At 68.8% G+C, this 25,801-nt stretch carries 23 protein-coding genes; 13 read left to right on the top strand and 10 right to left on the bottom strand.

Annotation, left to right across the window (positions count from 1 at the left end; genetic code table 11):
• Position 1: 1 nt before the first annotated feature.
• From EL338_RS23955 to EL338_RS23940, 4 genes are all read right to left on the bottom strand, one after another.
• Complete coding sequence (locus tag EL338_RS23955) at positions 2-496, bottom strand: hypothetical protein (RefSeq protein ID WP_235666273.1); 495 nt, start codon at positions 494-496, stop codon at positions 2-4.
• A gap of 11 nt (positions 497-507) precedes the next feature.
• Positions 508-1,311: a hypothetical protein gene (locus tag EL338_RS23950; protein WP_126336023.1), complete on the bottom strand. Its 804-nt coding sequence runs from the start codon at positions 1,309-1,311 to the stop codon at positions 508-510.
• Positions 1,308-2,198: a hypothetical protein gene (locus EL338_RS23945; RefSeq protein ID WP_126336022.1), complete on the bottom strand. Its 891-nt coding sequence runs from the start codon at positions 2,196-2,198 to the stop codon at positions 1,308-1,310. Before EL338_RS23945 ends, EL338_RS23950 begins: the two co-directional genes overlap by 4 nt.
• A gap of 254 nt (positions 2,199-2,452) precedes the next feature.
• Positions 2,453-3,655, bottom strand: coding sequence for a cytochrome P450 (locus EL338_RS23940; protein WP_126336021.1), 1,203 nt, complete (start codon positions 3,653-3,655; stop codon positions 2,453-2,455).
• Positions 3,656-3,818: 163 nt separating this feature from the next.
• Here EL338_RS23940 and EL338_RS23935 point away from each other — a divergent pair, with 163 nt between their 5' ends.
• On the top strand, positions 3,819-4,418 hold the full coding sequence (locus EL338_RS23935) for a TetR/AcrR family transcriptional regulator (RefSeq protein WP_126336020.1): 600 nt from the start codon (positions 3,819-3,821) through the stop codon (positions 4,416-4,418).
• Positions 4,419-4,520: 102 nt separating this feature from the next.
• Here the strand turns inward: EL338_RS23935 and EL338_RS23930 are convergent, their stop codons facing one another.
• Positions 4,521-5,828, bottom strand: a complete 1,308-nt coding sequence (locus tag EL338_RS23930) for an acyltransferase family protein (RefSeq protein ID WP_126336019.1) — start codon at positions 5,826-5,828, stop codon at positions 4,521-4,523.
• 249 nt (positions 5,829-6,077) lie between these two features.
• On the opposite strand from EL338_RS23930, the gene EL338_RS23925 reads away from it, so the two are divergent.
• Complete coding sequence (locus EL338_RS23925) at positions 6,078-7,055, top strand: LLM class flavin-dependent oxidoreductase (RefSeq protein ID WP_126336018.1); 978 nt, start codon at positions 6,078-6,080, stop codon at positions 7,053-7,055.
• A gap of 25 nt (positions 7,056-7,080) precedes the next feature.
• A complete protein-coding gene (locus tag EL338_RS23920; RefSeq protein WP_126336017.1) occupies positions 7,081-8,154 on the top strand; it encodes an NAD(P)H-dependent amine dehydrogenase family protein in 1,074 nt (357 codons plus the stop codon).
• A 9-nt stretch (positions 8,155-8,163) separates the two neighbouring features.
• Here the strand turns inward: EL338_RS23920 and EL338_RS23915 are convergent, their stop codons facing one another.
• Positions 8,164-9,345, bottom strand: coding sequence for a cytochrome P450 (locus EL338_RS23915; protein ID WP_126336016.1), 1,182 nt, complete (start codon positions 9,343-9,345; stop codon positions 8,164-8,166).
• Between the two features lie 67 nt (positions 9,346-9,412).
• Complete coding sequence (locus tag EL338_RS23910) at positions 9,413-10,198, bottom strand: spirocyclase AveC family protein (protein WP_126336015.1); 786 nt, start codon at positions 10,196-10,198, stop codon at positions 9,413-9,415.
• 233 nt (positions 10,199-10,431) lie between these two features.
• Here EL338_RS23910 and EL338_RS23905 point away from each other — a divergent pair, with 233 nt between their 5' ends.
• Positions 10,432-11,091 (top strand): TetR/AcrR family transcriptional regulator, encoded by a 660-nt coding sequence (locus tag EL338_RS23905; protein WP_126336014.1) that lies wholly within the window; start codon positions 10,432-10,434, stop codon positions 11,089-11,091.
• Between the two features lie 35 nt (positions 11,092-11,126).
• Here the strand turns inward: EL338_RS23905 and EL338_RS23900 are convergent, their stop codons facing one another.
• Both EL338_RS23900 and EL338_RS23895 read right to left on the bottom strand, forming a co-directional pair.
• Positions 11,127-12,005 carry a mycofactocin-coupled SDR family oxidoreductase gene (locus EL338_RS23900; protein WP_126336013.1) on the bottom strand — a complete coding sequence of 293 codons (879 nt, stop codon included), beginning with the start codon at positions 12,003-12,005 and terminating at the stop codon, positions 11,127-11,129.
• A 22-nt stretch (positions 12,006-12,027) separates the two neighbouring features.
• Positions 12,028-13,296 (bottom strand): cytochrome P450, encoded by a 1,269-nt coding sequence (locus tag EL338_RS23895; protein ID WP_126336012.1) that lies wholly within the window; start codon positions 13,294-13,296, stop codon positions 12,028-12,030.
• A gap of 193 nt (positions 13,297-13,489) precedes the next feature.
• On the opposite strand from EL338_RS23895, the gene EL338_RS23890 reads away from it, so the two are divergent.
• Positions 13,490-14,770, top strand: coding sequence for an amidohydrolase family protein (locus EL338_RS23890; protein WP_126336011.1), 1,281 nt, complete (start codon positions 13,490-13,492; stop codon positions 14,768-14,770).
• Positions 14,771-14,790: 20 nt separating this feature from the next.
• On the opposite strand, the gene EL338_RS23885 is transcribed toward EL338_RS23890, so the two are convergent.
• Positions 14,791-16,191: a TetR/AcrR family transcriptional regulator gene (locus tag EL338_RS23885; RefSeq protein ID WP_126336010.1), complete on the bottom strand. Its 1,401-nt coding sequence runs from the start codon at positions 16,189-16,191 to the stop codon at positions 14,791-14,793.
• A gap of 275 nt (positions 16,192-16,466) precedes the next feature.
• Between EL338_RS23885 and EL338_RS23880 the strand changes: the two genes are divergently transcribed.
• From EL338_RS23880 to EL338_RS23845, 8 genes are all read left to right on the top strand, one after another.
• Positions 16,467-17,579, top strand: coding sequence for an ABC transporter substrate-binding protein (locus tag EL338_RS23880; RefSeq protein ID WP_126336009.1), 1,113 nt, complete (start codon positions 16,467-16,469; stop codon positions 17,577-17,579).
• Positions 17,580-18,011: 432 nt separating this feature from the next.
• Entirely contained in the window at positions 18,012-19,226 is a 1,215-nt protein-coding gene (locus tag EL338_RS23875) for an MCE family protein (RefSeq protein ID WP_126336008.1), read from the top strand.
• Positions 19,223-20,251, top strand: coding sequence for an MCE family protein (locus EL338_RS23870; RefSeq protein WP_126336007.1), 1,029 nt, complete (start codon positions 19,223-19,225; stop codon positions 20,249-20,251). The genes EL338_RS23875 and EL338_RS23870 overlap by 4 nt, the downstream gene beginning before the upstream one ends.
• On the top strand, positions 20,248-21,330 hold the full coding sequence (locus tag EL338_RS23865; RefSeq protein ID WP_126336006.1) for an MCE family protein: 1,083 nt from the start codon (positions 20,248-20,250) through the stop codon (positions 21,328-21,330). The genes EL338_RS23870 and EL338_RS23865 overlap by 4 nt, the downstream gene beginning before the upstream one ends.
• A complete protein-coding gene (locus tag EL338_RS23860) occupies positions 21,327-22,652 on the top strand; it encodes an MCE family protein (protein WP_126336005.1) in 1,326 nt (441 codons plus the stop codon). The genes EL338_RS23865 and EL338_RS23860 overlap by 4 nt, the downstream gene beginning before the upstream one ends.
• Positions 22,649-23,824, top strand: a complete 1,176-nt coding sequence (locus tag EL338_RS23855) for an MCE family protein (protein ID WP_126336004.1) — start codon at positions 22,649-22,651, stop codon at positions 23,822-23,824. Before EL338_RS23860 ends, EL338_RS23855 begins: the two co-directional genes overlap by 4 nt.
• Positions 23,824-25,311, top strand: coding sequence for an MCE family protein (locus tag EL338_RS23850; protein WP_126336003.1), 1,488 nt, complete (start codon positions 23,824-23,826; stop codon positions 25,309-25,311). The genes EL338_RS23855 and EL338_RS23850 overlap by 1 nt, the downstream gene beginning before the upstream one ends.
• Positions 25,308-25,799, top strand: a complete 492-nt coding sequence (locus tag EL338_RS23845; RefSeq protein ID WP_126336002.1) for an Rv2253/PknI dimerization domain-containing protein — start codon at positions 25,308-25,310, stop codon at positions 25,797-25,799. Before EL338_RS23850 ends, EL338_RS23845 begins: the two co-directional genes overlap by 4 nt.
• Positions 25,800-25,801 lie beyond the last annotated feature (2 nt).

Raw genomic sequence — 25,801 nt, 5'->3', positions numbered from 1 at the left:
CTCAGCCGAAGTCGCCGCCGCCGTCGTCGCCCGGGCCACCCCAGTCCCCGTAGTCGCCGGAGCCGCCGTCGCCGCCCGCGTCCGCCGCGGTCTCGTCCCGCAGGGCCTGCTCCTCCTGCGGGGTCAGCGATTCCGGCGGCAGGACCAGACCGCCCACCACGACCGCGCCGGTGACCGCCGCCAGGATCCCGCCGAGGCGACCGCCGAAGGACGATCGGTTGACGGTCAGGGTGCCGTCGCGCCACAGGGTGCGACCGAACCCGGCTTCGCGCCCGTAGGCCACCGAGCCGTCGGAGAAGGTGCGCTTGATCAGTTTGTCGCCCAGCGGTTCGTCGACCCCGCTGCGGCCCTGATCATCTCGCCACGGTACGGCGCCGCCGGGGGTGCGGGTACGCCACTCCTGACGGCCGTCGGAGTAGCGTCGGTGCACGGTACCGCCGGCCAGCAATTCGTCGGCGTAGCCGATCTCGCGGGCGTCCTTGCCACGTTCGGGCACTGTCGGCTCCTTCATCCGGTGGGCCAGGTCAGAAAGCCCGCGTGCCGGGCGCGTTGCAGATCGACGAGTCCGGTGCTGGGCCGGGCCACGCCCCGCACCAGCCGGTGCACGCTGCGCAGCAACACCGCCGGGGGCACGGCTTCCACCTCGACGGTCCGACCTCGCCGCAGCCAGGCCTGCTCCTTGGGATCCGCCGCCGCGGCGTACCCGGCCGGGCCTGGTTGGTGCGGCAGGTGCAGCGGCCAGACCTGCGCCGGCCGCAGGCCGATCGGGACCACCCTGGCGGTGTCCGGAATGTCGGTGAGCCGGGGCAGTTCTCCCGGCAGCGCCAGTCCGGCGACGCCGGCATCGTGCAGGACGTAGACGGTGGCCGTACCGGCCTGCCGCAACATCCGAGTCAGGCCGGGATCGGCGGGCAGTTCGGCCGCGCTGAGCACGGGGCACGCCGATTCCATCGGGATCCCATTGGCGCGCAACATCTCCGCGACCGCGTGGGACTGGCAGACCAGCAGCCGGGGTAGGCCGTAGTCGAACAGGTCCGGCTCGGGGGTGTGTCGGCCGAGTGGCCGCGGCGCCGCGGCGAGGGGGGTGAGCAGGCCGTCGATGGGTCCGTGGCGGTGCACGGCGTCCCGGAAGACCTCCGGGGACAGCAGCGTTGGCGGGGAGTACCCGATCCGGCGGGGCAGTCGGTGCGCCGGCAGCAGGCCGCGGCACATCTCGTAGAACAGCTGTCGCTCGGTGAAGCGCAACCGGCCCGGGGCGCCCGCGCGGCGGATCGCGCCGCGCAGCAGGCGGTCGGCAAGTAGGCGTCTCATGCCGCCGGCCAGGACAGGAAGCCCACCCGACGGGCCTGGGCGCGTTCCGGGTCCCACTGCGCGTCGATCCGCTCCACCGCGCGAGACACCGCGCGCAGTAGGGCCGCGGGCGGCATCGCCGCCACGGGCGACCACCAGCCGGCGGCCAGCCACCGGACCTCGCGCTCCGACACCGGTTCGCCGGCCAGGAAAGCCCGGTCGGCCCGGCGAGTGGGCCGCTCCCGCAACCGGATCGCGCCCTCGTTGTCCATCACCATCTTTGGGGCGATGCCCAGCACCCGCGCCCGCGGGCCGAACCACTGCCGCGCGTCGCGCGCCAGGGCCAGGCCCGGCAGGCTGGCGTTGTGCAGCACCAGCACCGGCAACCCGGCGGGCACCTGTCGGGGGTCTTCCAGCAACGCCATGTCGTAGGCCGCCGGTACACCGTTGGCGGCCAGGCAGGCCAGCACGCTGCGATTCGGGCACACCAGCGCGTACCGGGGCGAAGCCGGCATCGGGATAGGCACCTGGTCCTCGTCGATCATCCCCGGGGGCCACTGCTGGTAGACCTTCTGCCAGGGTTCGAGCACGTCGGTGACCAGGCGTTCGGCGGTCAGCGGCATGCGGACGGTGGTCAACCGCCGCAGCACCGGGCGCGCCGCGAGGTTCAGCGCGATGCCGCCGACCAGCAACGCCACCCCGATGCCGATCACGGTCAGCACGGCCAGGCCGCTGACCAGCGCCAGGATGAACGTCCCCCAGAGGAGCACCCCACACCAGATGGTGAGTGCCCAGTTGGCGACCCGGTTCAGTTCGGGGAGCCGTCGGCGGGCCGCGGCGTAGCGGAACTGGGTCAGCGTGTAGCGCAGGTCGCGACCGTCACGGAGGCGGTCGCTGAGCGCACGCACCCGCAGGTCGTGTAGCCGCAGCGGGGCTCCGCGGGGTTCGAGGGCGAAGCGCTTCCTGCACCTGGCGCATCTGCCGTCGCCACGACTGCGATACAGCAGTTCGATGCTGCAATGCGGGCAGATCACGGAGCGTCCCTTCTGCGACCCCCGCGATTGCGCCTGCGGTAGCTGTCATACCCCGGTTTTCATGATCAGCCGTTCTCTACAATTATCACGACCGCGGGTCGGCCGCGAGATGGCCGGTGGTGGGCGGGTCAGACGCGGGCGGGCATGCTGTCCCAGCCGCGCACGGCCGACGACGAGGAGAACACCGCGTTGTCCAGGTCCACCTCCCAGTCGGGGAAGCGGTTCAGGATCTCGTCGAGGGCGACTCTGCCTTCGATGCGCGCCAGCGCGTTGCCGAGGCAGTAGTGGGCGCCGACCCCGAAGGTGATGTGCTGCTTTCCCTTTCGGGTGATATCGAAGTTCTCGGCGTTGTCGCCGAAGCGGCGCTCGTCGCGGTTGGCGGCACCGATCAGGGTGAGGATGGCGCTGCCCTGGGGGACCACCTGGCCGTGGATCTCGACGTCCTGGGTCACGTAGCGCGCGGCCTGCAGCGCCGGCGGTTCGTAGCGCAGGATCTCTTCGATGGCGCTGCCCAGCAGCGAGCGGTCGGCGGCCAGCAGGCGGCGCTGATCGGGATACTCCGACAGCAGCTTTCCGGTCCAGCCGATCAGCCGGGTGGTGGTCTCCGCCCCCGCCACGGCCACCACGTTCATGAACATCAGCAACTCGTCGCGGCGCAGCCGACGCACCACCCCGGTCTCGTCCTCGAACTCGGCCTCGAGCAATTCCGAGGTCAGGTCGTCCGACGGGTTGGTGGCGCGCCAGTCGATGAAGTCGGCGAACACCTCCCCGTTGGTGATGGCGCCGTCGGGATTGTCGGTCATCTGGCCGCCGCGTTCGGTCCGGACGTGGCGGTCGCCGTCCTCCTGCACCCGCTGCTGGAAGTGCTCCGGGATGCCGAACAGCATGCTGACCACGCGCAGCGGCATGATTGCGCCCAGGTGCTTGACGAAGTCGAAGGTGCCGCCGGCCGGCACCTGATCCAGGCACCGTGCGGTGAACTCGCGGATCATCGGCTCCAACGCGTTGATCTTTTTCGGCGTGAAGGCGCGCGAGAGCAGGTTGCGGTGGATGTCGTGGATCGGCGGATCCTCGAAGATCAGCACCCCGGGCGGGATCTCCATGCCGGACTTCAGGATCTCCAGGACGACGCCGCGCGCGGAACTGAAGGTGCGGTAGTCCACCAGGGTCCGGTTGACGTCCTCGAAGCGGCTGACCGCGTAGAAGTCGTGCGGCTCGTTGTAGTACAGCGGCGCCTCGTCGCGGAACCGCTTGAACATCGGGTAGGGATCCGCGTTGAGCGCGACATCCCACGGGTCGTAGTACAGGTCGCGTGCCGTACTCGTCGTCATTACCGTCGACCGCCAATCACAGTGTCTCCAGGGGGCGCTTTTCGAGGGGCTGTGGCGCAGCGCACACGAGCAATATACAGAACTGTATCCGACATACAAGGTTGGATTTGAGGGAGCGTGGCGTGCTGCCCTGTGGCGGTGACGGTCCTGGGAGGATGGGCGCGTGGCTGAACGGTGGACGCGGGAACGGCGGGTCGAACACACTCGGAACCTGCTGCTGGACGCGGCCGAGGAGGTCGTCGCCCGACAGGGCCTGGCCGGGGCCTCGCTGGAACTGATCGCCGACGCGGCGGGCTACACCCGCGGGGCGATCTACTCCCATTTCGGCACCAAGGAAGCGCTGTTCCTGGCGGTGATGGAGCGTCAGCTGCAACGGTTCCTCGACGGATTCACCGACATCGTCGAGTCGTTCCATTCGCTGGGTGACCTGGACGTCGACAAGCTGGCCCGCCGCTGGCAGGAGCTGAGCATCGGCGCGGCGCAGCGGGCCGCGCTGGGCTACGAATTCACGCTGTTCCTGCTGCGCAATCCGGAGGCGCGGGCGGCGCTCGCCGAGCGTCGACAAGAGACCATCCGCTCGCTGGCGCACTACATCGACGCGCATCTGGAGAAGGTCGGCGGCCGCTCGCGGGTGCCCACGGAGGTCCTGGCCAAGCTGCTGATCGCCACCAACGAGGGGGTCACCCTCGGCAGCCATCTCGACGACGAGAACCTCTATCGGCCGTTCATGGAGATGGTCATGAGCCAGATCGAGCCGGCCTGAGAAGGTCGCGTGGGCCGGGGCCGCGAAAATGCTGCCAGGGTCGTGAGCAGCTCCGGGCAACAGCCCTTGAGGCAATCTCGGCACCAAGGCTCAGCAGCGGCCTCAGGCGGGATCCTTCACCCGGCTGCGCGGCCGGATCGCCACCAGGATCAGCCCGCCGAGGAACAGCGCGGCGGTGCCGACGGGGAATTCACCGTCGGGTGCGAAGCCGCCGGCGGCCAGCCGGCCCAGCGCGACGGCCGCGGCCGTCGTCCCCAGGTAGAGCCCGACGGTGGCGACGGACTCCGGGATCGGCACCCCGAAGCTCGGGACCGGCGCGGCGAAAATGGCCCGGCCCCACCACAGCAGCACCAGCAGCGCCACCGTGACGACCGCGAGGATCAGCTCCCACTCGAGCCGGGCCAGCCACCACGCGCCGGAACCGGTCGGCGGCTGGGGCAGCAACCCGGTGGGGTAGCCGACCAGCGTGACGATCACCACCGGCAGCATGTGCCAGAGGTACAGCGCCATCACGTTGTTGTTGGCCACCCCGATGATCTTCGGCCACCGCCCGCGCCGCAGGAAGCGGTTGACGGGACCGGTGATCGCCAGCAGCACACCGATCTGCACGGCGGCCAGCGCCAACAGCGCCACCGACGGCGGGGCGCTGTTCTCCACCCGCACCCCGGGCACGCCGATCATGGCGATCGGATACGGACCCCAGGTCACCAGCATGGGCAGCGCCACCGCCGCGACGGCGGCCATCCCCAGCAGCAGTCCGCGTCGCAAAAGACCGTCGCGCCAGGCGATCCCGAGCTGGTAGATCGCCGCCCAGCAGAAGAAGTAGTTGAGCATCCGGATCTCGGGCACCTCGGTGGCGATGCCGATTACGTCGACGACGATCACCGCGCCGGCCAGCACGGCCGGTACGGCCAGCCCCCAGCGCCGGTGCGCGGCGACCGCCACCGGTGTCAGGGCGACCACCATCAGGTAGACGGCCAGGAACCACAGGTGCATCGCGACGGCCCAGCCGCCGAGGGCCAACACCGATCCGCTGATCCCCGCGGCGAACAACACGGCCATCACGATGAACACCAGGACCACGTAGGCCGCCGTGGGACCGAGCACCCGGCTCACCCGGCGGCGCAGCCACTCCTGCCGGGTCGCGCTGCCCTCGGCCTCGAACCGCGCCCACGACACCGCGCTCGCGAACCCGGCCACCGCGAAGAAGACCGGAACCACCTGGAAGAACCAGGTGATCCATTGCGTCCACGGCATCAGCACCAGCGGGTTGTCCCGGCCGAACGTCCCGTCGTCGTAGGTCATGACCGAGAGCAGCCAGTGGCCGATGACCACCAGGATGACCGCCGCGCTGCGGTACAGATCCAGCGCGAGCTCGCGGGTCGGACCAGTGGTGGCGGCGTCGTTCATGCGCGTCCTCTTCGGCCAGTGTTGGGCCCGGTCCTGCGGGGAAGGCGCCGGGTACCGTCGTCGTCCGCACGCTACCCGGCGGCGGGCGCTGCCGCGTTCGACGCAGCTCCCGGGAACGTCGCAGTCCGCGTCGAACACCTAATATTTGCTGCCGGACGGGAGGCTTTCCCCTGTACTCAACATTTCAGAACGACACTAGCGAAACAAAAATTAGGTTAGTATCGGTGCCTGTGACGACGGCGGGTCCCGATGCTCATCTTCAGGTTTGACATGCGGGCGCCCGGCGGCGCCGGGATCGCCGACCTGTACGCGGCCGCCCTGGACATGTGCGCCTGGGCGGAGACCCGCGGTGCGGTGCTGGCGGTGCTGTCCGAGCACCACGGCGCCGACGACGGCCACCTGCCCACCCCGCTGCTGTTGGCCTCGGCGATCGCCGCGCGAACCACGCAGTTGGCCATCCTGCTCGCCGCGGTGCCGCTGCCGCTGTGGGACACGGTCCGGCTCGCCGAGGAGATGGCCGTCCTCGACATCCTCAGCCGCGGCCGGGTGTCCTACGCGCTGGGCGTCGGACATCGCGCCGAGGAATACGACCTGTTCGGACTCGACTACCGGCGACGCGGCGCCGTGGCCGACGATCAGTTGCCGGTGCTGCTGGCGCTGCTGCGCGGGCAGACCGTCGAGCACGGCGGCCGCACCTTCCGGGTGACGCCGCAATGCGCGACGCCGGGCGGCCCGCACGTGGTGATCGCCGGCGGCAGCCGCGCCGCCGCACGCCGCGCGGCCCGCCACGGGCTGGGCTTCATCTCCCAGACGGCCGACGAGGGACTCGTCGAGTACTACGAATCCTGCTGCCGGGCAGCCGGAACCACTCCCGGACCGGTGCAGCTGCCGGTGCCGGGCGCGCCGACCGCGGTCTTCGTCGCCGACGACGTGGACAAGGCGTGGCACGAGATCGGCGAGTACCTGCTGCATGACGCGATCGCGGCGGCGAGCTACCGGCCCGACGACGACACGGTCGCGAGCATCTCGCGGGCGGGCACCGTCGCCGAACTGCGGGAGCCGGGCGGACCGTACCGGATCCTCACCGAAGCGGAGGCGGTCGAGTACCTGCGCGCGGGCCGGCCGCTGCCGTTGCTCCCGCTGTGCGGCGGCATGCCGCCGGAGATCGCCTGGCCCTACCTGGAGCGGGCCGCGGCAGCCAGCGCGGCCGCTCGGCAAACCACCTGACCGACACCATGATTGGGGAGATCACATGACAGCACCGCTGCGAGTCGTCGTCTGGGCCACCGGCGGAGTCGGGTCGATCGCCATCGATGCCATCGGCCGCCGTCCGGACCTCGACCTGGTGGGCGTGTGGGTGCACTCGCCGGACAAGGTGGGCCGCGATGCGGGGGAGTTGGCCGGCGGCGCACCGACCGGGATCCGTGCCACCGACGACGCCGCGGCGCTGATCGCCCTGCAACCCGACTGCGTGGTCTACACCGCCAGCGGGCCGGAACGCGACGCCGCGGCCGTCCCGGATTACGTTCGCCTGCTGGAGGCCGGCATCAACGTCGTCTCGACCTCGTCGACCACGCTGGTGTACCCGCCGTCGTTCTACTCTCCGCAGTGGCGCGAGCAGTTGGCGGCCGCGGCGACCGCGGGCAACGCGTCGTTCTACGTGTCGGGGATCTTCCCGGGGTTCGGGTCGGATCAGTTGGCGCTGCTGCTGACCACGCAGTCCAAGTCGATCCGCCGGATCACCGTCACCGAGGTCGCCCTCAACGACCACTACCCGGTGGCCGACATCATGATGGACGGCATGGGATTCGGCCGACCGCTGGACTTCCAACCCATGCTCGAGACGCCCGGATTCATCGAGATGGCCTGGCGCGCACCGATCGCGCTGATGGCCGATGCGCTCGGCGCCCAGGTGAGCGAGGTGCGGGGCAGCCTGGACCGCGCGGTCACCGACCGGGACCTCGAGGTCGCGTTCGGCACCATCCCCGCCGGCACCTGCGGCGCCGTGCGCACCCGGGCCCGGGGCGTGGTCGACGGGGACGAACGCATCGTGGTCGAACACATCATCCGGATGGCGCGCGACGTCGCGCCCGAGTGGCCGACCTCGGATGCGGACGCCACCTACCGGGTGGACATCGACGGCGACCCGGATGTGCACTGCGCCATGACGCTCGGGGCCGCCGAGGGGCACGGCGCCGGTCGGGCCGCCATGACGGCCACCGCCATGCGGGTGGTCAACGCCATCCCGTATGTCGTGGCGGCCAAGACCGGCCTGCTGAGTTCGCTGGACATGCCGAACACGTTGCCGCGCCACGCCTTCGACTGAAGGCGCGGCTCAGCGCGTCCGGACCGGGAGTTGTGCCCAGCCGCGCACGCTCGAGGTGTGCGCCATGCGCGTACGGGAGTAGTCGACCTCCCAGTCCGGCCAGCGCTTGAGCACCTCCTCGAACGCGACCCGCGCCTCGAGCCGGGCCAGCGCCGCGCCGAGGCAGAAGTGGATGCCCTGCCCGAAGCTCAGATGTCCGCCCTTGCGGTGGATGTCGTAGCGGTCCGGGTCGGTGTAGCGGGACTCGTCGCGGTTGGCCGATCCGTTGATCAGCAGCATGTACGAGCCCTCGGTGATGACCTGTCCGTAGAGTTCGACGTCGGCGGCCACGTAGCGCGCCTGCACGGGCGACGGCGGGTCGTAGCGCAGCGTCTCCTCGACCGCCGAGGGGATCAGCGAAGGATCGGCGACGAGTTCGCGACGCTGATCGGGGTGCTTGCCCAACTGCTCGCCCATGAACCCGATGAGCCGGGCCGTGGTCTCCCCGCCCGCACCGGCGATCATCGCGGTGTAGGCCAGCACCTCGGTGCGTTCGAGTTGCCGCCGGGTGCCGTCGGGTTCCTCGACCTCCGCGTTGAGCAACTCGGTCATCAGATCGTCGGACGGGTGGGTGGCCCGCCATTCGATGTACTCGGCGAACAGGGCCAGCGACTCGGCGAACACCGTCGCGCTGACGTCGCCGACGTCCTCGCCCACCGAGATGTTCTTGTCGGTGCGGGCGCGGATCTGCTCCTGGCCCTCCTCGGGGATGCCGAGCAGATAGCCGATGGTCCGCATCGGCATGATCGCGCCTAGATCGACGACGAAGTCGAACCCGTCCTCGCCGACGAGCGGATCCAGTGCGCGCGCGCAGAATCCGCGGACCAGATCCTCGACCGCCAACATCCGTCGCGGCGTGAAGACCCGCGACAGCAGGCGGCGGTGCAGGTCGTGCAGCGGGGGGTCCTCGAACAGCAGGATGCCGGGCGGCACCTCGATACCGCTGAACAAGATGTCGGCGGTGGTGCCCCGGCCCGAACGGTAGGTCTGCCAGTCCGGCAGTGCCTGCGCCACATCGTCGTACCGACTCAGCGCGTAGAAGTTGTACTTCTCGTTGTAGTACAGCGGAGCCTCGGCCCGCATGCGCTTCCACACCGGGTACGGGTTGTCGTCGATCTCGAAATCGAAGGGGTCGTAATACAAGTCGGTCATCGGATCAATCGTCACTGGGGTTTCCGTCTTCCAATACTGGCGGCCGCGGGAGCCGCGGCGCAAGGTGTCATTGCGGCTGGTTGGGGACGCCGGGGAACAGCTGCTCGGTGGGACCCGAGGTCACCCAGCCGTTGAGCTTGGTCACCAGGTGCGGTGCGAACACCGAACCGTAGACCGCGTGCCCGACCACGATGGCCGCCACCACCGAGACCAGTGCTGACTGCAGCTTGGTCTTGGACAGCTTGTCGGCCAACATGTCCAGGACGTTGCGGCCTTGGGCGTCGGTGCGCCCCAGCAGGTAGGTGAAGGTCATCATCTGCACGCCCATGGCGATCGAGTCGTAGATCGGGTACTGGTTCTTGGTGCCCTCCCAGAGTCCGAGGCCGGGGATGACATACCCGTAGTAGAACAGCCCGAGGCGCGCGCCGATCAGCGCGTTGAACACGAACGCCCAGCAGAAGCCGACGGCGAACCCGACGGCCAGCAGGGTCTGCGGCCGGCGCCACTGGAACTTCTTGGCCACCCACCGGCCCAGCGCGGCGCCGATGACGGCCGGGAGCACGAAATAGGCGATGTAGCCGACCGGCACCGCCGAGGGCAACCCGCCCCAGGTCATGTCCAGCGGCCACCAGGACGGCATGCGCGGCAGCGCGGGCGGGAACTGCGCGTACACCGCCCAGTCGTAGGGCGCCTCGATCCAGGAGAACGAGATCGCCGAGATGGACAGCAGCAGCAGCGGATGCAGTCGGCCGCGCCGGTAGCTCAGGTAGATGCCGATCAACAGGAACGCCAGGCCGCCCACGTAGGCGAACGTGACGCCGGCGGTGATCAGGAAATCGACGCTGACGTTCACTGGTCAACCTCCGGGGCCTGGGCGCCGCGCGCCTCCGGGTCGAAGTACAGCACCAGTCCGACGATGAGGACGATCAGTCCAAAAAGTGTGCCGAGCATGACAATTGCGCCCACGGCTGCCTCCTTTGGCGGGCAATGCGATGTGTAATAGTGGACACTATTAACCGGGCTGGGTCAAGCATGGGCCTATCGTGAAAGGTCAACCGCGCCGGGCGGTTCGAGGAGTGATGCACCGTGCCCCAGGGACGTTCGACCAACAGACGGTCGACGGGAGAGAAGTCGGCCCCGCGTCGGGCGCCCGGCGAGGCCCGTCGGTTGTTGCTCGAGGCCGCGCGTGACCTGTTCGCCCGCCGGGACTATCGCAGCACCACGACGCGTGAGATCGCCGAGGCGGCCGGTGTCACCGAATACCTGTTGTTCCGCCACTTCGGATCGAAGGCCGGGCTGTTCCGGGAGGCACTGGTGCTGCCGTTCACCAACTTCGTCGACGAGTTCGGCGCGACGTGGCAGGCCGTCGTCCCCGAGGAGACCGACGAGAAGGAACTGGCCCGGCAGTTCGTCGGCCGCCTCTACGACGTCCTGGTCGACCACCGCGGCCTGCTGCTGACCCTGGTCGCCGCCGACGGCCTCAGCGAGGAGGACATCGAGAGCGCCGGCATCGCCGACATCCGGCGCGCGTTGACGCTGCTCGGCGGGATCAGTGGCGAGGGGATGAGTCTGCGCGGAATGCATTCGGGGCAGCCGGATCTGCCCGCGCACTCCACGGTGGCGATGATCGTCGGGATGGTGGCCCTGCGTTCGACGTTCTTCGGGAACAGTCCGCCGCCGCGGGAAGCCATCGTCGATGAACTCGTGCAGGCCATCCTGCATGGCTTCCTGCACCGGCAGGACTGAATCCCGCGAAGATCTCCTGGACCTATGCCCGCGGCCTAGCCGCCGGGGCCGTTGGGCCACTTGAGCAGCGACCCGGCGTCCACCCGGATCTGTTGACCGGTGATGTAGCGGCTCTCGTCGCTGGCCAGGAACACCCCGAGGTGGGCCATGTCCTCCGGTTCGACGTAGGGGATGGGCATCGCCTGGAAGAGCGAGAACAGCGGTTCGGCATCCTCGCGGGTGGCCGTCTTGCCCTCGGCCTTCAGGTCCGGGCGGAACACCCCGTACATGCCCTCGTTCTGCAACAGGTGCGTGTTGCAGTTCGTCGGATGGATCGCGTTGACGCGAATCATCTTGGGCGCCAGGTGCAGACTCATCTCCTCCACGTACTCGATGACCACGCGCTTGCTCCAGCCGTAGCCGGCCCCGCCGGGGCCCATGTCCGGGCTGGTGGTGGTGCCGCGGATCATGCCGGCCGTCGAACCGGTCACGATGATCGACGAGCCGTCGGGCAGGTGCGGGACCGCGACGGCCACGGTGTTCATCACGCCGACCAGGTCGACGTCGGAGGCGTCGACGAAGCCCATCGGGTCCGGGTTGCCCATCGCCATGGGCAGGATGCCGGCGTTGGCGACGACGATGTCGACCCGGCCCAGGTCGGCCACGCCCGCCTCCAGGGCATCCCGGAGTTCGTGGCGCTCACGGACATCGGCGACGCGGGCCACGATCCGGCGGCCGAGTTCCTTGACCGAGCGTTCGGTCTCGGCCAGGTCGTCGGGCGTGGCCAGCGGATAGGGGTTGGACGCGATGTCGCGACAGATGTCGACCGCGATGATGTCGGCGCCCTCGCGCGCCATCGCCAGCGCGTGTGCGCGGCCCTGACCACGCGCCGCCCCGGTGATGAAAGCGACTTTGCCGCTGAGCTTTCCGGTCATATGTGTTCCCTTTGCTGTCGGTTCAGTCGAGCGGTTTGAAGGTGATGTTCAGTTCACTGAGCCCGCGCATGATGAACGTGGGCTCGTAGCTGTAGTGCCGGTTGTCCGCCGCTCCGTGGTGCTCCTCCGAGATGGTGATGTCGCGCATCCGGTCGAGGATCCGATTCAGTGATACCCGGCCCTCCGCGCGCGCCAGCGGCGCTCCCGGGCAGGAGTGCACGCCCCGAATGAACGCGATCTGTTCCCGGACGTTAGCGCGATCGGGCCGGAAGGTGTCGGGATCCGGGAATTTTCGCTCGTCGCGGTTGCACGCGCCGGGCAACACCATCACCGTGGTGCCGGCCGGCACCTCCACCTCGCCCAACTTCGTTGTGGTGCGCGCCATCCGGAAGTGCGCCTTGACCGGGCTCTCCACCCGCAGCGTCTCCTCGAGGAAGGACGGAATCCTGCTGCGGTCGTCGCGCAGCTCGGTCTCGAAGTGCGGGTTCTCGCCGATGATGCGCACCGCGGCGCTGACCAGCTTGGTGGTGGTCTCGGTGCCGGCGGCGAACAGGAACGTCGACAGGTTCATCACGTGTTCGATGTCCGGTGTCGAGCCGTCCTCGTGTTTGGCCTGGGCCAGCTCGGTCAGTACATCGCCGCGCGGTGTGCGTCGGCGGTCCTCGATGTAGCCGTAGAATTTCTCGTTCAGCCAGCTCAGCGGATTGTGGTCGGTCGGCGCCTCCTGTCCCAGCTCGCCGACCTGGGACAGCGCGAACGCGGCCTTGAACTCCTCGTGATCCTCGGCGGGCACGCCCAACAGGTCGGCGATCACCAGCAGCGAGAACGGCTTCGCGTAGTCGGTGAGGAATTCGCAGGTCCCGCGTTCGAGGAAGGTGTCCAGTTGCTGGTCGGCCAACCGCCACATGAAGTCTTCGTTCTCGCTGAGGCGCTTCGGGGTGATCAGCCGGTTGAGCAGCGCGCGGGTGCGGGTGTGCACCGGCGGGTCCTCGGTGGTGATGTGCTCGGCCATCGGCACCTGACCGCGATGTTGCTCGATCAGCTCGGAGACATCGTCGGAATCCCCCGGCCCGAACGGCAGGCCCGAGAACGGCCCGGCCACCGAGACGCACGACGAGAAGGACTGGTCCTTGTAGACGGCCAGCGCCTCCTCGTAGCCGGTCACCGCGAGCACGTTGAACGGCGTGGCGTTGGTGACCGGGCACTTCGAGCGCAGGTGGTCGAAGTAGGGGTACGGGTCCGGGACCAGGGTCTCGTCGGTGAAGAAATCCATCGTGTCGAAGTCGGTCACAAGGCGCTCCTGCTCCATTCGCTGCCGACCACCGGAGGTGATCCGAGAAAACCTAACGTTTGTTCTGGCCAGACTAGCGGCGTCCGGCCGCTGTGGTCAATGGCGAGGTAGTAACCGGGTTCAGCCAGCATTCCAGGTTTGGCGACGCCCAAACTATTGACCTAATATCTGTTTCACTCTAGCGTCGTCCGCCATGAACATGAATGACTTCGTGCTGGTCTCGGTCGACGATCATCTGGTGGAACCGCCGGACATGTTCGAGGGCCACATCCCGGACAAGTACAAGGATGACGTACCCAAGCTGATCCAGCGCGCCGACGGCACCGACGCCTGGGTCTTCGAGGGGCAGGAGGCGACGAATGTCGGCCTCAACGCCGTGGCGGGCCGGCCGCCCGACGAGTACGGCGCCGAGCCGACCAAGCTCTCCGAGATCCGCGAGGGCTGCTACGACATCCACGAACGCATCCGCGACATGAACGCCAACGGGGTCGCGGCCGCCCTGAACTTCCCGTCGTATCCGCAGTTCTGCGGCCAGTACTTCGCCCGCGCCCAGGACAAGGATCTCGGGCTCGCCGTGCTGCGGGCCTACAACGACTGGCACATCGACGAATGGTGCGGTGCGTACCCGGGGCGGATGATCCCGCAGGCGCTGCCGCCGATCTGGGATCCGCAACTCATGGCCGACGAGGTGCGGCGGGTCGCCCGCAAGGGCTGCCACGCCGTGACCTTCTCGGAGAACCCGACCAAGCTGAACTACCCGTCGTTGCACGATCCGCATTGGGATCCGTTCTGGCAGGCGTGCAGCGACGAGAACACCGTGGTCAACCTGCACATCGGGTCGTCGTCGAGCGTGGTGATCACATCCGTGGACGCCCCCGTGGACACGATGATGACGCTGCAGCCGATGAGCATCGTGCAGGCCGCCGCGGACCTGATCTGGTCGCCCACGCTACGCCGGTGGCCCGACCTGACCTTTGCGTTGTCGGAGGGCGGGATCGGGTGGGTGCCCTACTTCCTCGAGCGCATCGACCGCGTGTACACGATGCACCGGGCCTGGACGCACCAGAACTTCGGCGGCAAGCTGCCCAGCGAGGTCTTTCTGGAGCGGATCGCGCTGTGCTTCATCGACGACGGCTTCGGCGTCGAGAGCCGGCACAAGCTCAACCTCGACATGGTCACCTGGGAATGCGACTATCCGCACTCAGATTCGACCTGGCCGCTGGCACCGGAGTCGCTGTCGCTGTATCTGGACGGGGTCCCCGACGTCGAGGTGGACAAGATCACCCATCAAAATGCGTTGCGGCTCTACAGCTTCGATATGTTCGCCCACCACCGCAAGGAGGATCTGACGGTTGGTGCCCTGCGCGCCCAGGCCACCGATGTGGACCTGGGCTTCCGCTCCTCGGAGCGGTTGAAGAAGACCGGCACCGACACCGTCACGGTGCTCGATCTGGCGGCCAAGCTGCCGACGTGAGTCGGACGGCGTGATCCGGGTCAGGCGCGGCTGGCGACGCCCCGGATCACGTCGTCGCGGGCCATCCCCAGGGCGCCCTCGGCGCCGAGATCGCGGATCAGGTTCTCCGGTACCCACAGCACGTCGATCACGCAGCGGGCCAGCAGATCCAGCGGCGGCCGCGGTTCGACCCGCAGGTCGCCGTCGTCCAACCCCTGCACCAGCAGTTCCGCCAGATCCTGCATGCGCTGCCCGAAGGAGTGCGCGGGGCTCTGGTTGTCGGATGGGGCGTGGCGCATCCAGGCGAGCTGGATCTTCCATTCGTCCGGAAACCGCAGGACCGCGTTGATGTGGGTCCAGATCACGGCGTCGAGCTTCTCGACGGTGGTGGAATCCGACTCCAGCGCGGCCACCGTGGCCGCGCCGATCTTGTCGCCGAAGGCCTGCATGATGGACCCCAGTAACCGGTCCTTGGCGCCGATCACCCGGTACACCGTGGCGGCATTGAGACCGGCCTCGGCGGCGATGTCACGGATGGTGGTCAGCTCGAAACCCTTGCGCGCAAACACCGTACGCGCCGACCGGCGGATGTGGTCGGCCTTCGCCTCGCCGTTCGACGGGGGGTGGTCGGTCCGGGCGGCGGCCACCGGATCGGCGCTGTCGCCCCACTGGGCCAGCGCGGCGTCGGCGGCGGCGCGGGCGGCCGAGCGGTCGAGGCGGCGGTCCTCGGCGGGTTGCGCGGCCAGGCCGTGCAACAAGATCTGACACAGCACCCGGGCCACGTCGTCGGCGGGCGCGTCACACCGGATGACGTCGAGGCCGACGTGCAGCATCGACTGGCAGATCCGATCGGCCAGCGGGGCCAGGTCCAGATCCGCCCGCAGGTATCCGCTCCAACGCCCGGCCCGCAGCGTCTGGACCATCGCGTCCTGGATCGCGACGGGCCGCCGACTCAGCAGGTCCTTTAATTCCTGGCTCTCCGTGGGGGCTTCGAGGAAGGACATCTGCAGCGCGGCCCGGTTGCGCACGGCGCAGCGGGCGATATCCGCCGCGAGTTCGATGATCCTGTCCTCGACGTCGGTGGCGTCGGCGGCGTCGAGTCGGCGCAATCCCGCGGCGCCGACCTCGGCCAGATCCGCGTGATACCGGCGCACGAGTTCGATGAGCAACGCCTCCTTGGAGGCGAAGTGGTGGTAGAGGCTTCCCGTGAGGATCCCCGCGGCGCTGGCGATCTGCTGCAGCGACGTGCGCAGGCCCGTCGTGGCGATCAGGGCCTCGGCGGTGGTGAGGATCTCGGCGCGACGCGAACTCTCGCGCGAGAGCGGATCGGCGTCCTCGACCGGTGACGCTGTCGAAGGTGCCCGGTCATCGGCGGAGTGCTGCAGCGACACCACACCTCCCAGGCGGCCGAAGTCGTGCCGATGGGCGCGCACACGTCCCATCCAGCGCCTATGACACCACTGCTGCCAGAGCCCGCAGTGAGGGCAAACGTTATCAGATCCGAGCCCCGCGCACGCCCCGGTGCAACAAACGTTAGGCCGTCGCCGCCGGATCTGCGCAGCGGGCCACAGCCGGCTCCGGTTGGTTCCTTGTCTTCGGGCACCAGTGGTCTGAGCAGTTCAACCGACTGATCTCGGCGGCAATCCGGACGGTGCCGTTGACCCTGGCGTACACCGCCCAGTAGCGTCCCAGAACAAAGATTTGGGGAGGAGTGGAGATGTCCTACGAGGGCACAGCGGAACCCATCAAGATCGGCTACCTGATGGACTTCCTGCTGTCCGACGATTATCCGCAGGATCGCCGCGACGACCTGACCATCCCCTTCGACATGGTCTTCGACGCCGCCCTCGAGGAGGGCCTGATCGACCGCCCGATCGAGATCGTCTACCGCGAGGTGGAGGGTCTGCCCAAGGGCACGGTCAAGGCCGTCATCGACGCCTACGAGGAGTTGGTGGACGAGGGTTGCCTGGTGATCTTCGGGCCGCACATCGGCGACAACGCGGTGGCGATCAAGGACGCACTCAACGAGCGGTTCCGGGTCCCGGCGATCAGTGTCACCGGTTCCGATGAGGCGTTGGGCGAGTGGTTCTTCGCGTTCCCGATGGGTTCCCACTTCGACGAGCCCATCTTCTGGGCCGACCTCCTGGTCAAGGGCGGTCACACCGAGGTCGGTGTGTTGATGGAGAACTCGTTGGTGGGCGAGGCCTACGTGGCGAACTTCCGCAAGGCCTGCCGGCGGCGCGGTATCCGGATTGTCGCCGAGGCCACCATTGCGCAGACCGCGCAGGATGTCGGCGCGGCGGTGCGCACTCTGCGCGACGCGAAGGCCACCGCGATTGTGCACGCGGGCTTCGGGTTCGGCGTGGTCCTGGTCAACCCGGCACTGGCCGAACTCGATTGGGACCCGCCCCGGTTCGCCGGCACCGCCTTCGAGAACGCCTGGATCAATCCGGTGATGTGGAACGCGTTCCTGGGCTGGACCGGGATCGACCAGTACGACGAGCACAACCAGGTGGGGCAGGCGTTCCTCGACGAGTTCGAGGCGCGGCACGGCCGCCGCCCGCAGTGGTGTGTGCCCGTGGTGAACCGTGACGTGGCCGTCACGATCCTGCACGCGCTCACCGACGCGCACCCGCTGAGTCCGCGTGGGGTCAAGGAGGCCCTGGAGCGGGTGAAGATGGTGCCCGCGGCCTCCGGCGCGCCGGGCACCAGGATCTCTTTCGGGCAGTGGAACCGCCGCGGGTGGATGGGTCCGGGATACCTGGTGGCCCGCCAACTCGAGGACGACGGCGAGTCGTCGCGACTGATCGAGCGGTTCGGCGAACCGTAGCGGCGCGACGCATCTACCCTAAGTTTTGTTGCGGTGACCGTTTGCGCCAGGGCGGCGGGTGGCGTCGGCATCCCCTCCGGAAGCGGCGTATGCGGCCTGGTCCGGCGGCTACACATGCGTAAATAAGATGACCTCGGCGATGCCAGGGGTCCCCCGGTGTCGCGCCGGGTCGACCGCCGAACGCACTGGGCGGAAGGGGTATTGACCAAACATCTGTTTCTGTCGTAGTCTCGGCACGCTCAGCCCCTCGGGGTTCCGGACTTCGGCCGGGACCCCCTCACCGATGGAGACCGCACACGTCCACTTCGGCGAAACATCCACGCGCGCAGGTCGATACGGCCGGGCGCGACGTAGACGCACAACCAGACCGCACGGCGACGCGGTGACGAGGAGCGGGGGAAGCGTGGAATGCACAGGCTAGGTCGGCCGCGGATGTTTCACCCCGGCAGGCCGGAGCGGCGCGATTACCTGATTCGGCCCCTCGTCGGGTTGGTGACGGTCCTGGGCCTCGTCGCCCTCGTGGCGCTCACCGCGGCGCTCTTTCGCGGCAGTTTCATCCCCAGTGCCCCGCTGACCGTTCTCGCCGAGCGAAGCGGGTTGGTGTTGAACCCGGATGCCAAGGTGAAGATGCTCGGCGTCCAGATCGGTCGGGTCGCGGCGATCGAACGCCAACCCGACGGCACCGCGGCGATCCAACTGGCGATGGACCCGGATCGACTCGCGATGGTCCCCGCCAACGCCCGGGTGGACATCGCCTCCTCGACGGTGTTCGGCGCGAAGTTCATCGAGTTCCTGCCGCCGACCGACGCCGCGGACACCCCGATGCGGCCCGGTGACGTCGTACGGGCCGAGCGGGTCACGGTGGAGATCAACACGCTCTTCGAGAAGCTGTCGTCGGTGCTGGCCGTCATCGAACCGGAGAAGCTGAACCAGACCCTGGGCGCGCTGTCCTCGGCTCTCGACGGGCGGGGGGAGCAGTTGGGCCGGACCATCGCCGACTTCGACGCCGTTCTTGCCGAACTCGAGCCCGCGCTGCCCAGCCTGGCGCACGACATCGCAGTGCTCCCCTCGGTTTCGGCCACCTTCGCCGACGTCGCTCCCGATCTACTGGACACCGCCGCCGCCGCCGCGAGCCGGATCAGCGACAGCATCGTCGCCGAGCAGCACAACCTCGACGCCTTGCTGGTCAGCGTGATCGGGCTGGCCGACATCGGCGACGACGTGCTGGGGACCAACCAGGCGGCACTCGCCGAGACGCTGCGGCTGTTCGCACCGGTCACCGACCTGACCAACCAGTACCACCCGGCCCTCACCTGCGGGCTCGGCGGCCTGTTGGTCATGGCACAGGCCCCGCCGCTGAAAGTGCCGGGCGCCCAGGTGCTCACCGGCTTCCTGTGGGGTCAGGAGCGCTGGCGGTATCCGGAGAACCTGCCCAAGGTGGCGGCCAAAGGCGGGCCCCAGTGCACCAACATGCCGGTGGTTCCGTTCGAAACCCGGCCGCCCTATCTCGTCACCGACACCGGCGCCAACCCGTGGCGCTACGACAACCCGCGCATCACCTGGAATTCGGATGCCCTCAAGCAGGCGCTGTTCGGGCCGCTCGACGGACCGCCGCGCAACTCTGCCCAGATCGGACAACCCGGATGAACCAAACCCGGGGCACGGCATGGAAGTTCGGGATCTTCGCCGTGGTCATGGCCGTGCTCACCGCCTTCATGGTGATGATCTTCAGCGAGTACCGGGGCGGTGACACCACGCGCTACAGCGCCGAGTTCGCCGACGTGTCGAGCCTGGAAACCGGTGACACCGTCCGGATTTCGGGCATCCGAGTGGGACAGGTCAGCGCGGTCCGGCTGACCGCGGACAAAACTGCGGTGGTGGACTTCGACGCCGACAGCACGGTGGTGTTGACCACCGGCACCAAGGCCGTCGTGCGCTACCTCAACCTGGTGGGCGACCGGTACCTGGAACTCGTCGACGGGCCCGGGCCTACGACCGTGCTGCCGGCCGGCGCCCAGATCCCGGTCGAGCGGACCGTACCTGCGCTGGACCTCGATTCGCTGCTCGGCGGGCTCGAGCCCGTCATCCAGGGGCTGGACCCCGCCGACGTCAACGCGCTGACCTCGTCGCTGGTGCAGGTCCTGCAGGGGCAGGCGGGCACCACCGAGTCGCTGTTCGCCAGGACCTCGACGTTCACCACGGCCCTCGCGGACAACGGTCAGCTGCTCGAAGACCTGATCGAGAACCTGAATGTGGCGATGGGCGCCGTGGCCCGCGACGGCACGAAGTTCTCCGAACTCGCCGATGGAATGGAACGTCTGGTCACCGGCCTGGCCGCCGAGCGGGAGCCGATCGGCGCCGCCGTCGACGCGCTCAGCAGCGGCACCAGCACGCTGCTCGACCTGCTCCGCGAAGCCCGACCCCCGCTGGCCGGCACCGTCGATCAACTCAACCGCCTGGCGCCCGCGCTGGACGCCAAGAAGCACCGCATCGAAACGGCTCTGCAGAAGGCGCCGGAGAACTACCGCAAACTCGTCCGGATCGGCGCCTATGGCAGCTTCGTGAACTACTACCTGTGCTCGATCTCGATCCGCATCTCGGACCTGCAGAACCGGACCGCCCAATTCCCGGTCTTCACCCAGGAAACCGGCCGCTGCGCGGAGACCGAATGAACCGATACCGCGGCCCCCGCCTGATCCGCACCGGCCTCATCGGCGCGGTCCTCGTCGCGCTGATCATCGCGGTGGGACTGCAGCCGCAGCGAATCCTCGACTGGGCCGGCGCCGTCCGCTACCAGGCGACCTTCGCCGAGGCCGGCGGCCTGATCCCCGGCAACGACGTGAAGATCGCCGGGGTGACGGTGGGGTCGGTGTCCGACGTGGCGCTCGAACACGGCCGCGCCCAGGTCAGTTTCACCGTGTCGGGCAACGTGCCGCTGGGCTCGATGACCACCGCCCACATCCGAACCGGAACGTTGCTCGGCGAACGGCTACTGGTGCTCGAGTCGGACGGGGAATCCACCATGCGGCCGCTGGAGGTCATCCCGCTGGCGCGCACCTCCTCGCCCTACTCGCTGACCGAGGCGGTGGGGGACCTCACCACCAACGTCGCCGGCACCAACACCGAGTCCTTGAACCAGTCGTTGGACACCCTGGCCGCGACCATCGACCAGATCGCACCGCAACTCGGGCCGACCTTCGACGGCCTGGCCCGACTGTCCCAGACGGTCAACCGGCGCAACGACACGGTGACCGAACTGCTGGCCAACACCGGAACCGTCACCGGGATCCTGTCGGACCGCAGCCAACAGGTCAACACGTTGCTGCTCAACGCCAACGACCTGCTCGACATCCTGGTGCAGCGCCGCCAGCAGATCGTCCAGTTGATCAATGCCAGCTCGGCTGTGGCACAGGAGCTTTCCGGTTTGGTCGCCGACAACGAGCACGAGCTGGCCCCGACCCTGGAGAAGATGAACGCCGTCACCGAGATGCTGGAGAACAACCGCGACAGCATCGCCAAGGCCCTGCCCGGCCTGGCCAAGTACCAGGTGACACTGGGCGAGACGGTGGCCAGCGGCCCGTTCTACACCGCCTTCATCCCCAACCTCGACCTGCCGCCGCTGCTGCAGCCGTTCCTGGACTACGCCTTCGGTTTCCGCCGCGGCGTCAACGCGGGTCAACCGCCCGACGACGTTGGCCCGCGCGCCGAATTCCCCTTCCCCTACAACGGAATTCCGGAGCATCCCCGATGAGCGCCCGGGCCCGGGGGCCGCTGGCGCTGGCCCTGGCGGTGCTGCTGCTGGCCGGCTGCGCGGTGTTGGTGCGCGCCACCGTGTTCCGACCGATGACCATCACCGCCTACTTCAGTTCGGCCACGGCCGTCTATCCCGGTGACGACGTGCGGGTGGCGGGGGTCAAGGTGGGCACCATCGAGCGGATCGAGCCCGACGGGGCGCACGCCCGAGCCACGCTGCGCGTCGACCGTTCCGTCCCGATCCCGGCCGACGCCAAGGCCGTGATCGTGGCGCAGAACCTGGTGGCCGCGCGATATGTGCAACTGGCGCCGGCGTATCTGGACTCGGGTCCGACCATGCCCGACGGCGCGGTGGTCCCCGCCGACCGCACCGCGGTCCCGGTGGAATGGGACGAGGTCAAGGACCAGATGATGCGGTTGGCCACCGAACTGGGGCCGACCGGCACGGTGTCGGACACCTCGGTGGCCCGGTTCGTCGACAGCGCGGCCGACGCCATGGGCGGCAACGGCGCCAAGCTGCGCGAAACCCTGCGGCAGTTGTCCGGTGCCGGCCGGATCCTCGCCGAGGGCAGCGGAAACCTCGCCGACATCATCGAGAACCTGCACACCTTCGTGCGCACCCTGCGGGACAGCAACGAGCAGATCGTGCAGTTCCAGGACCGGCTTGCCACCCTGTCGGCGGTCCTCGACGGGAGCCGCTCCGACCTGGATCTGGCCCTGCGCAACATCTCCGAGGTGATCGGCGAGGTCACCCGGTTCGTGCGCGGCACCCGCGACCAAACCGTCGAGCAGGTCCAGCGGCTGGCCAACGTGACCCAGACCCTGGTGGACAACCGCCGCAGCCTCGAAGAGGTGCTGCATGTGGCGCCGACCGCATTCGCGAACTCCTACAACATGTTCGACCCGCGCACCGGCGGTGCCAGCGGCGTGTTCACGCTGAACAACTTCGCCGACCCGGTGAAGTTCATCTGCGGCCAGATCGGTGCGTTGGAGAACGTGACGGCGACGGCGACCGCCGAACTGTGCAAGAAATCGCTGGGCCCGGGGCTGCGCAGGATGAACTTCAATTACCTGCCGTTCCCGTTCAACCCGCTGCTCACCGCCCAACCCGCCCCGCACCAGATCATCTACTCGGAACCGCATCTGCGGGACGGCCCCCCGCCGGCGCCACCGGAACCGGTCCCGGCCGTATCGGCCTACACCGGCGCGGGCGACGTCCCCCCGCCGCCGGGCATGGCGGCCCCGGCCCGGCTACCGGAGGTACTACTGCCCGCCGAGCAACCGGCACCCGATGCCGCACCGGGGAGTCCACCGTCATGAGGATCTCGGTTCTGCTTCGTCGTCTGGCCGCCGTCGGCTGTTGTGCGCTGCTGCCGGGCTGCGCGTTTGGCGGGGTCAACTCGCTGCCGTTGCCGGGCGCGGTCGCCAGCGGCTCCGACGGCGTCACCTACCACGTCCAACTGGCCAACGTCGGCACGCTGGAACCGAATTCGCCGGTCCTGATCGACGACGTGGTGGTGGGCAGCATTCGGGGCATGCGGTTGCAGAGTTGGCAGGCCGACGTCGAGGTATCGGTGCGCTCCGACGTCACGGTGCCGGCCAACGCGGCGGCCACCGTGGGGCAGACCAGTCTGCTGGGCTCCATGCATCTGGCGCTGGATCCCCCGGTGGGCGAGGCGCCGGCCGGTCGGCTGGCCCCGGGCGCGACCGTGCCGCTGAGTCGGTCGAGCGCGTATCCCTCGACCGAACAGACGTTGGCGTCGCTGTCGACCGTGGTCAACGCCGGCGGCCTGGGCCAGATCGGCGACATCGTGCACAACCTCGGCACCGCCCTGGCCGGCAATCGGGACGAGGCGCGAGATCTGTTGGCGCGCCTGGACCGTTTCGTCGCCGTCTTCGACGAGCAACGCGAGAGTGTCATCGCCTCCATCGCGGCGATGAACCGCCTGGCAGCCACCCTGGCCACCCAACGAGATGTCGTCAGCACGGCCCTGCAGCGCATCCCGCCCGCGCTGGAGGTCCTCAACCGCGAACGGACACGGTTCACCACCGCGCTGGACAAGCTGCGCGTCTTCGCTGACACCGCCCGCGGCCTCATCGACCAGACCCAGGACGATCTGGTGCGCAACCTGCGCAACCTCGACCCGACCATCCGGTCACTGGCCGATGTCGGACCAGACCTCGGAGACGCCCTCGCCTTCGCTCCCGTCTACCCGATGGGGCAGAACCTGATCGACCGCGGGATCCGGGGCGACTACATGAACCTGTTCATCGTGATCGACCTGACCCAGCATCGGCTCAAGCGCGGCCTGGCGGCGGGAACCCGTTGGGGTAACTCGGATCTGCCGTTGGTGCCGGCCCCCGGCGACCCGGGGTACGACGCGTACTACGCGGCGAATCCGCTGACCGCCCCGCTGGCGCCGCCGCCGGTCCCGGCACCGCCGCCGGAGGTTGCGCCCCCGCCGGTGGCCGAGTTCCCCGGGGGTGGGTGATGCTGACCAGGTTCGTGCGCGTGCAGTTGATCGTCTTCACGGTGGCGTCGGTGATCGGCGTGGCCACCATGCTCTACACCTACATGCAGGTGCCGACCCTGCTGGGGATCGGCCGGATCACGGTCACCCTCGAACTGCCTGCCGCTGGCGGGCTCTACCGGTTCGGGAACGTCACCTACCGCGGTGTGGAGGTCGGCAAGGTCACCGCGGTCGACCTCAACGGGGGCCGGGTCGAAGCCACGCTGTCCCTGCAGACCCGGCCGCGGATCCCCGAGCACGTGGTGGCCGAGGTCCGCAGCATGTCGGCGGTCGGCGAGCAGTATGTCGATCTGCTGCCCGACGACGCTGAACCGCCCTATCTGCGCAACGGGTCGGTGATCCCGCTCGAGAACAGCAGGATCCCGCAACCCGTCGGCCCGATGCTGGACAAGGTCAGCGCATTGGTCGGCAGTATCCCGAAGGACAGCATGGCGGCGCTGCTCGACGAGTCGGCGCAGGCGCTCGGCGGTGCGGACTTCGACCTGGGCTCACTGCTGGACTCCGCCGCTACGGTGGCCGCGGACTCCAGCGCCGTGCGGACGGACCTTCGGGGACTGGTGCGCGACGGCGCGGTCCTGCTCGACGGGCAGGTTCGCTCCGAGCAGTCGACCCGCACCTGGACCAAGAGCCTGGCCGGGGTCACGCGACAACTCACCGACAACGATCCGCAGATCCGCACCATCCTGGAGAGCGGACCGGCACTGGCGCAGGATGTCTCGATGTTGCTCGACCAGGTCAAGCCCACCCTGCCGGTGCTGTTGGCGAACCTGGTGAGCGTGGGCCAGGTGGCCGTCGCCTACCGCCCGAGCCTGGAGCAGTTGCTCGTCCTGCTGCCGCCGGTGAGCAGCTACTACCAATCCTCCATGCCCAAGGGCAACGCCACCGGCATGCCGGTCGGGGACTTCCGGATCTCCGTCGACGACCCGCCCGGCTGCATGGTCGGATTCTTGCCGCCCTCGGAATGGCGCTCGCCCGCAGACACCACGACCGTCGACACCCCGGACGGGCTGTACTGCAAGCTTCCCCAGGATTCCCCGATCGCGGTGCGCGGCGCGCGGAACATCCCGTGCATGACCCGGCCGGGCAAGCGGGCCCCGACGGTCGAAATCTGCGAGAGCGACAAGGAATTCATGCCGCTGGCCATGCGGCAGCATGCGCTCGGTCCGGCACCGATCGATCCGAACCTGGTGCGCCAGGGTATCCCGCTCGACGAGCGGGCCGGGGACACGCAGCTTTTCGGCCCCATCGAGGGGACCCCGCTGCCCGGTCCGGCGGTTCCCAGCGCCAACCACGGCGAGGCGGACATCGGGCCGGCGGTGGCCGTCGCGGAGTACGATCCGCGCACCGGACGTCACCTCGGTACCGACGGGTTGACCTATGAGCAGTCCAATCTGGCAGGCGCGCCGGATGATTGGCGCGCCCTGATCCTACCGAAGGGGCCGGCATGATCGCACGGATCTCAGCTGCACTGGGCAGTGCCACGCTGGCCGCCTCGCTGGCGGGGATGTCCGCGGCCCCCGCCTCCGCCGACGACGAAGTCGCCGTCAACGGGGTCTACACCGCGGTGTCGGACGGGCAGTGGTCGGCCACCAACGAACGCTTCGAACTGCGGCCCTCGCTGATCAGTACGTGGACCATCAGTTCCCATTGCCAGAACTACCTGGATTGCACCGGCCGGGTGGAAAGCGACCACGGCTGGCAGGCGGATCTGACCTATCGCGGGGGAGACTGGTGGGTCGAACACACTGTGCCGGACTGGCTGACCTGTCCGGACGGGACGAAAGCACCTGGCAAGCAGGGCTTCCGGTTCTGGGCGGACCGGGCCAGGCCCGGCGTGCTGATGGGCTGGGACAAGACGGTCGGTCCCAGCGGTGCGTGCGGCATCAACCGGCCGGTGGTCATCGAGATGCCGTTGACCCTGACCCCGGTCGGCTGAGC

Source organism: Mycolicibacterium chitae, from assembly GCF_900637205.1.
Classification (GTDB): domain Bacteria; phylum Actinomycetota; class Actinomycetes; order Mycobacteriales; family Mycobacteriaceae; genus Mycobacterium; species Mycobacterium chitae.
This window is presented reverse-complemented; position numbering and strand designations above follow the sequence as displayed.

Bases quoted from the DNA above. Each gene is read 5' to 3' on its own strand.
- EL338_RS23845 (WP_126336002.1), top strand. From the start codon at position 25,308: ATGATCGCACGGATCTCAGCTGCACTGGGCAGTGCCACGCTGGCCGCC.
- EL338_RS23920 (WP_126336017.1), top strand. From the start codon at position 7,081: ATGACAGCACCGCTGCGAGTCGTCGTCTGGGCCACCGGCGGAGTCGGG.
- EL338_RS23915 (WP_126336016.1), bottom strand. From the start codon at position 9,345: ATGACCGACTTGTATTACGACCCCTTCGATTTCGAGATCGACGACAAC.
- EL338_RS23865 (WP_126336006.1), top strand. From the start codon at position 20,248: ATGAACCGATACCGCGGCCCCCGCCTGATCCGCACCGGCCTCATCGGC.
- EL338_RS23925 (WP_126336018.1), top strand. From the start codon at position 6,078: ATGCTCATCTTCAGGTTTGACATGCGGGCGCCCGGCGGCGCCGGGATC.
- EL338_RS23850 (WP_126336003.1), top strand. From the start codon at position 23,824: ATGCTGACCAGGTTCGTGCGCGTGCAGTTGATCGTCTTCACGGTGGCG.
- EL338_RS23860 (WP_126336005.1), top strand. From the start codon at position 21,327: ATGAGCGCCCGGGCCCGGGGGCCGCTGGCGCTGGCCCTGGCGGTGCTG.
- EL338_RS23870 (WP_126336007.1), top strand. From the start codon at position 19,223: ATGAACCAAACCCGGGGCACGGCATGGAAGTTCGGGATCTTCGCCGTG.
- EL338_RS23930 (WP_126336019.1), bottom strand. From the start codon at position 5,828: ATGAACGACGCCGCCACCACTGGTCCGACCCGCGAGCTCGCGCTGGAT.
- EL338_RS23940 (WP_126336021.1), bottom strand. From the start codon at position 3,655: ATGACGACGAGTACGGCACGCGACCTGTACTACGACCCGTGGGATGTC.
- EL338_RS23880 (WP_126336009.1), top strand. From the start codon at position 16,467: ATGTCCTACGAGGGCACAGCGGAACCCATCAAGATCGGCTACCTGATG.
- EL338_RS23875 (WP_126336008.1), top strand. From the start codon at position 18,012: ATGTTTCACCCCGGCAGGCCGGAGCGGCGCGATTACCTGATTCGGCCC.
- EL338_RS23885 (WP_126336010.1), bottom strand. From the start codon at position 16,191: ATGGGACGTGTGCGCGCCCATCGGCACGACTTCGGCCGCCTGGGAGGT.
- EL338_RS23950 (WP_126336023.1), bottom strand. From the start codon at position 1,311: ATGAGACGCCTACTTGCCGACCGCCTGCTGCGCGGCGCGATCCGCCGC.
- EL338_RS23890 (WP_126336011.1), top strand. From the start codon at position 13,490: ATGAACATGAATGACTTCGTGCTGGTCTCGGTCGACGATCATCTGGTG.
- EL338_RS23855 (WP_126336004.1), top strand. From the start codon at position 22,649: ATGAGGATCTCGGTTCTGCTTCGTCGTCTGGCCGCCGTCGGCTGTTGT.
- EL338_RS23900 (WP_126336013.1), bottom strand. From the start codon at position 12,005: ATGACCGGAAAGCTCAGCGGCAAAGTCGCTTTCATCACCGGGGCGGCG.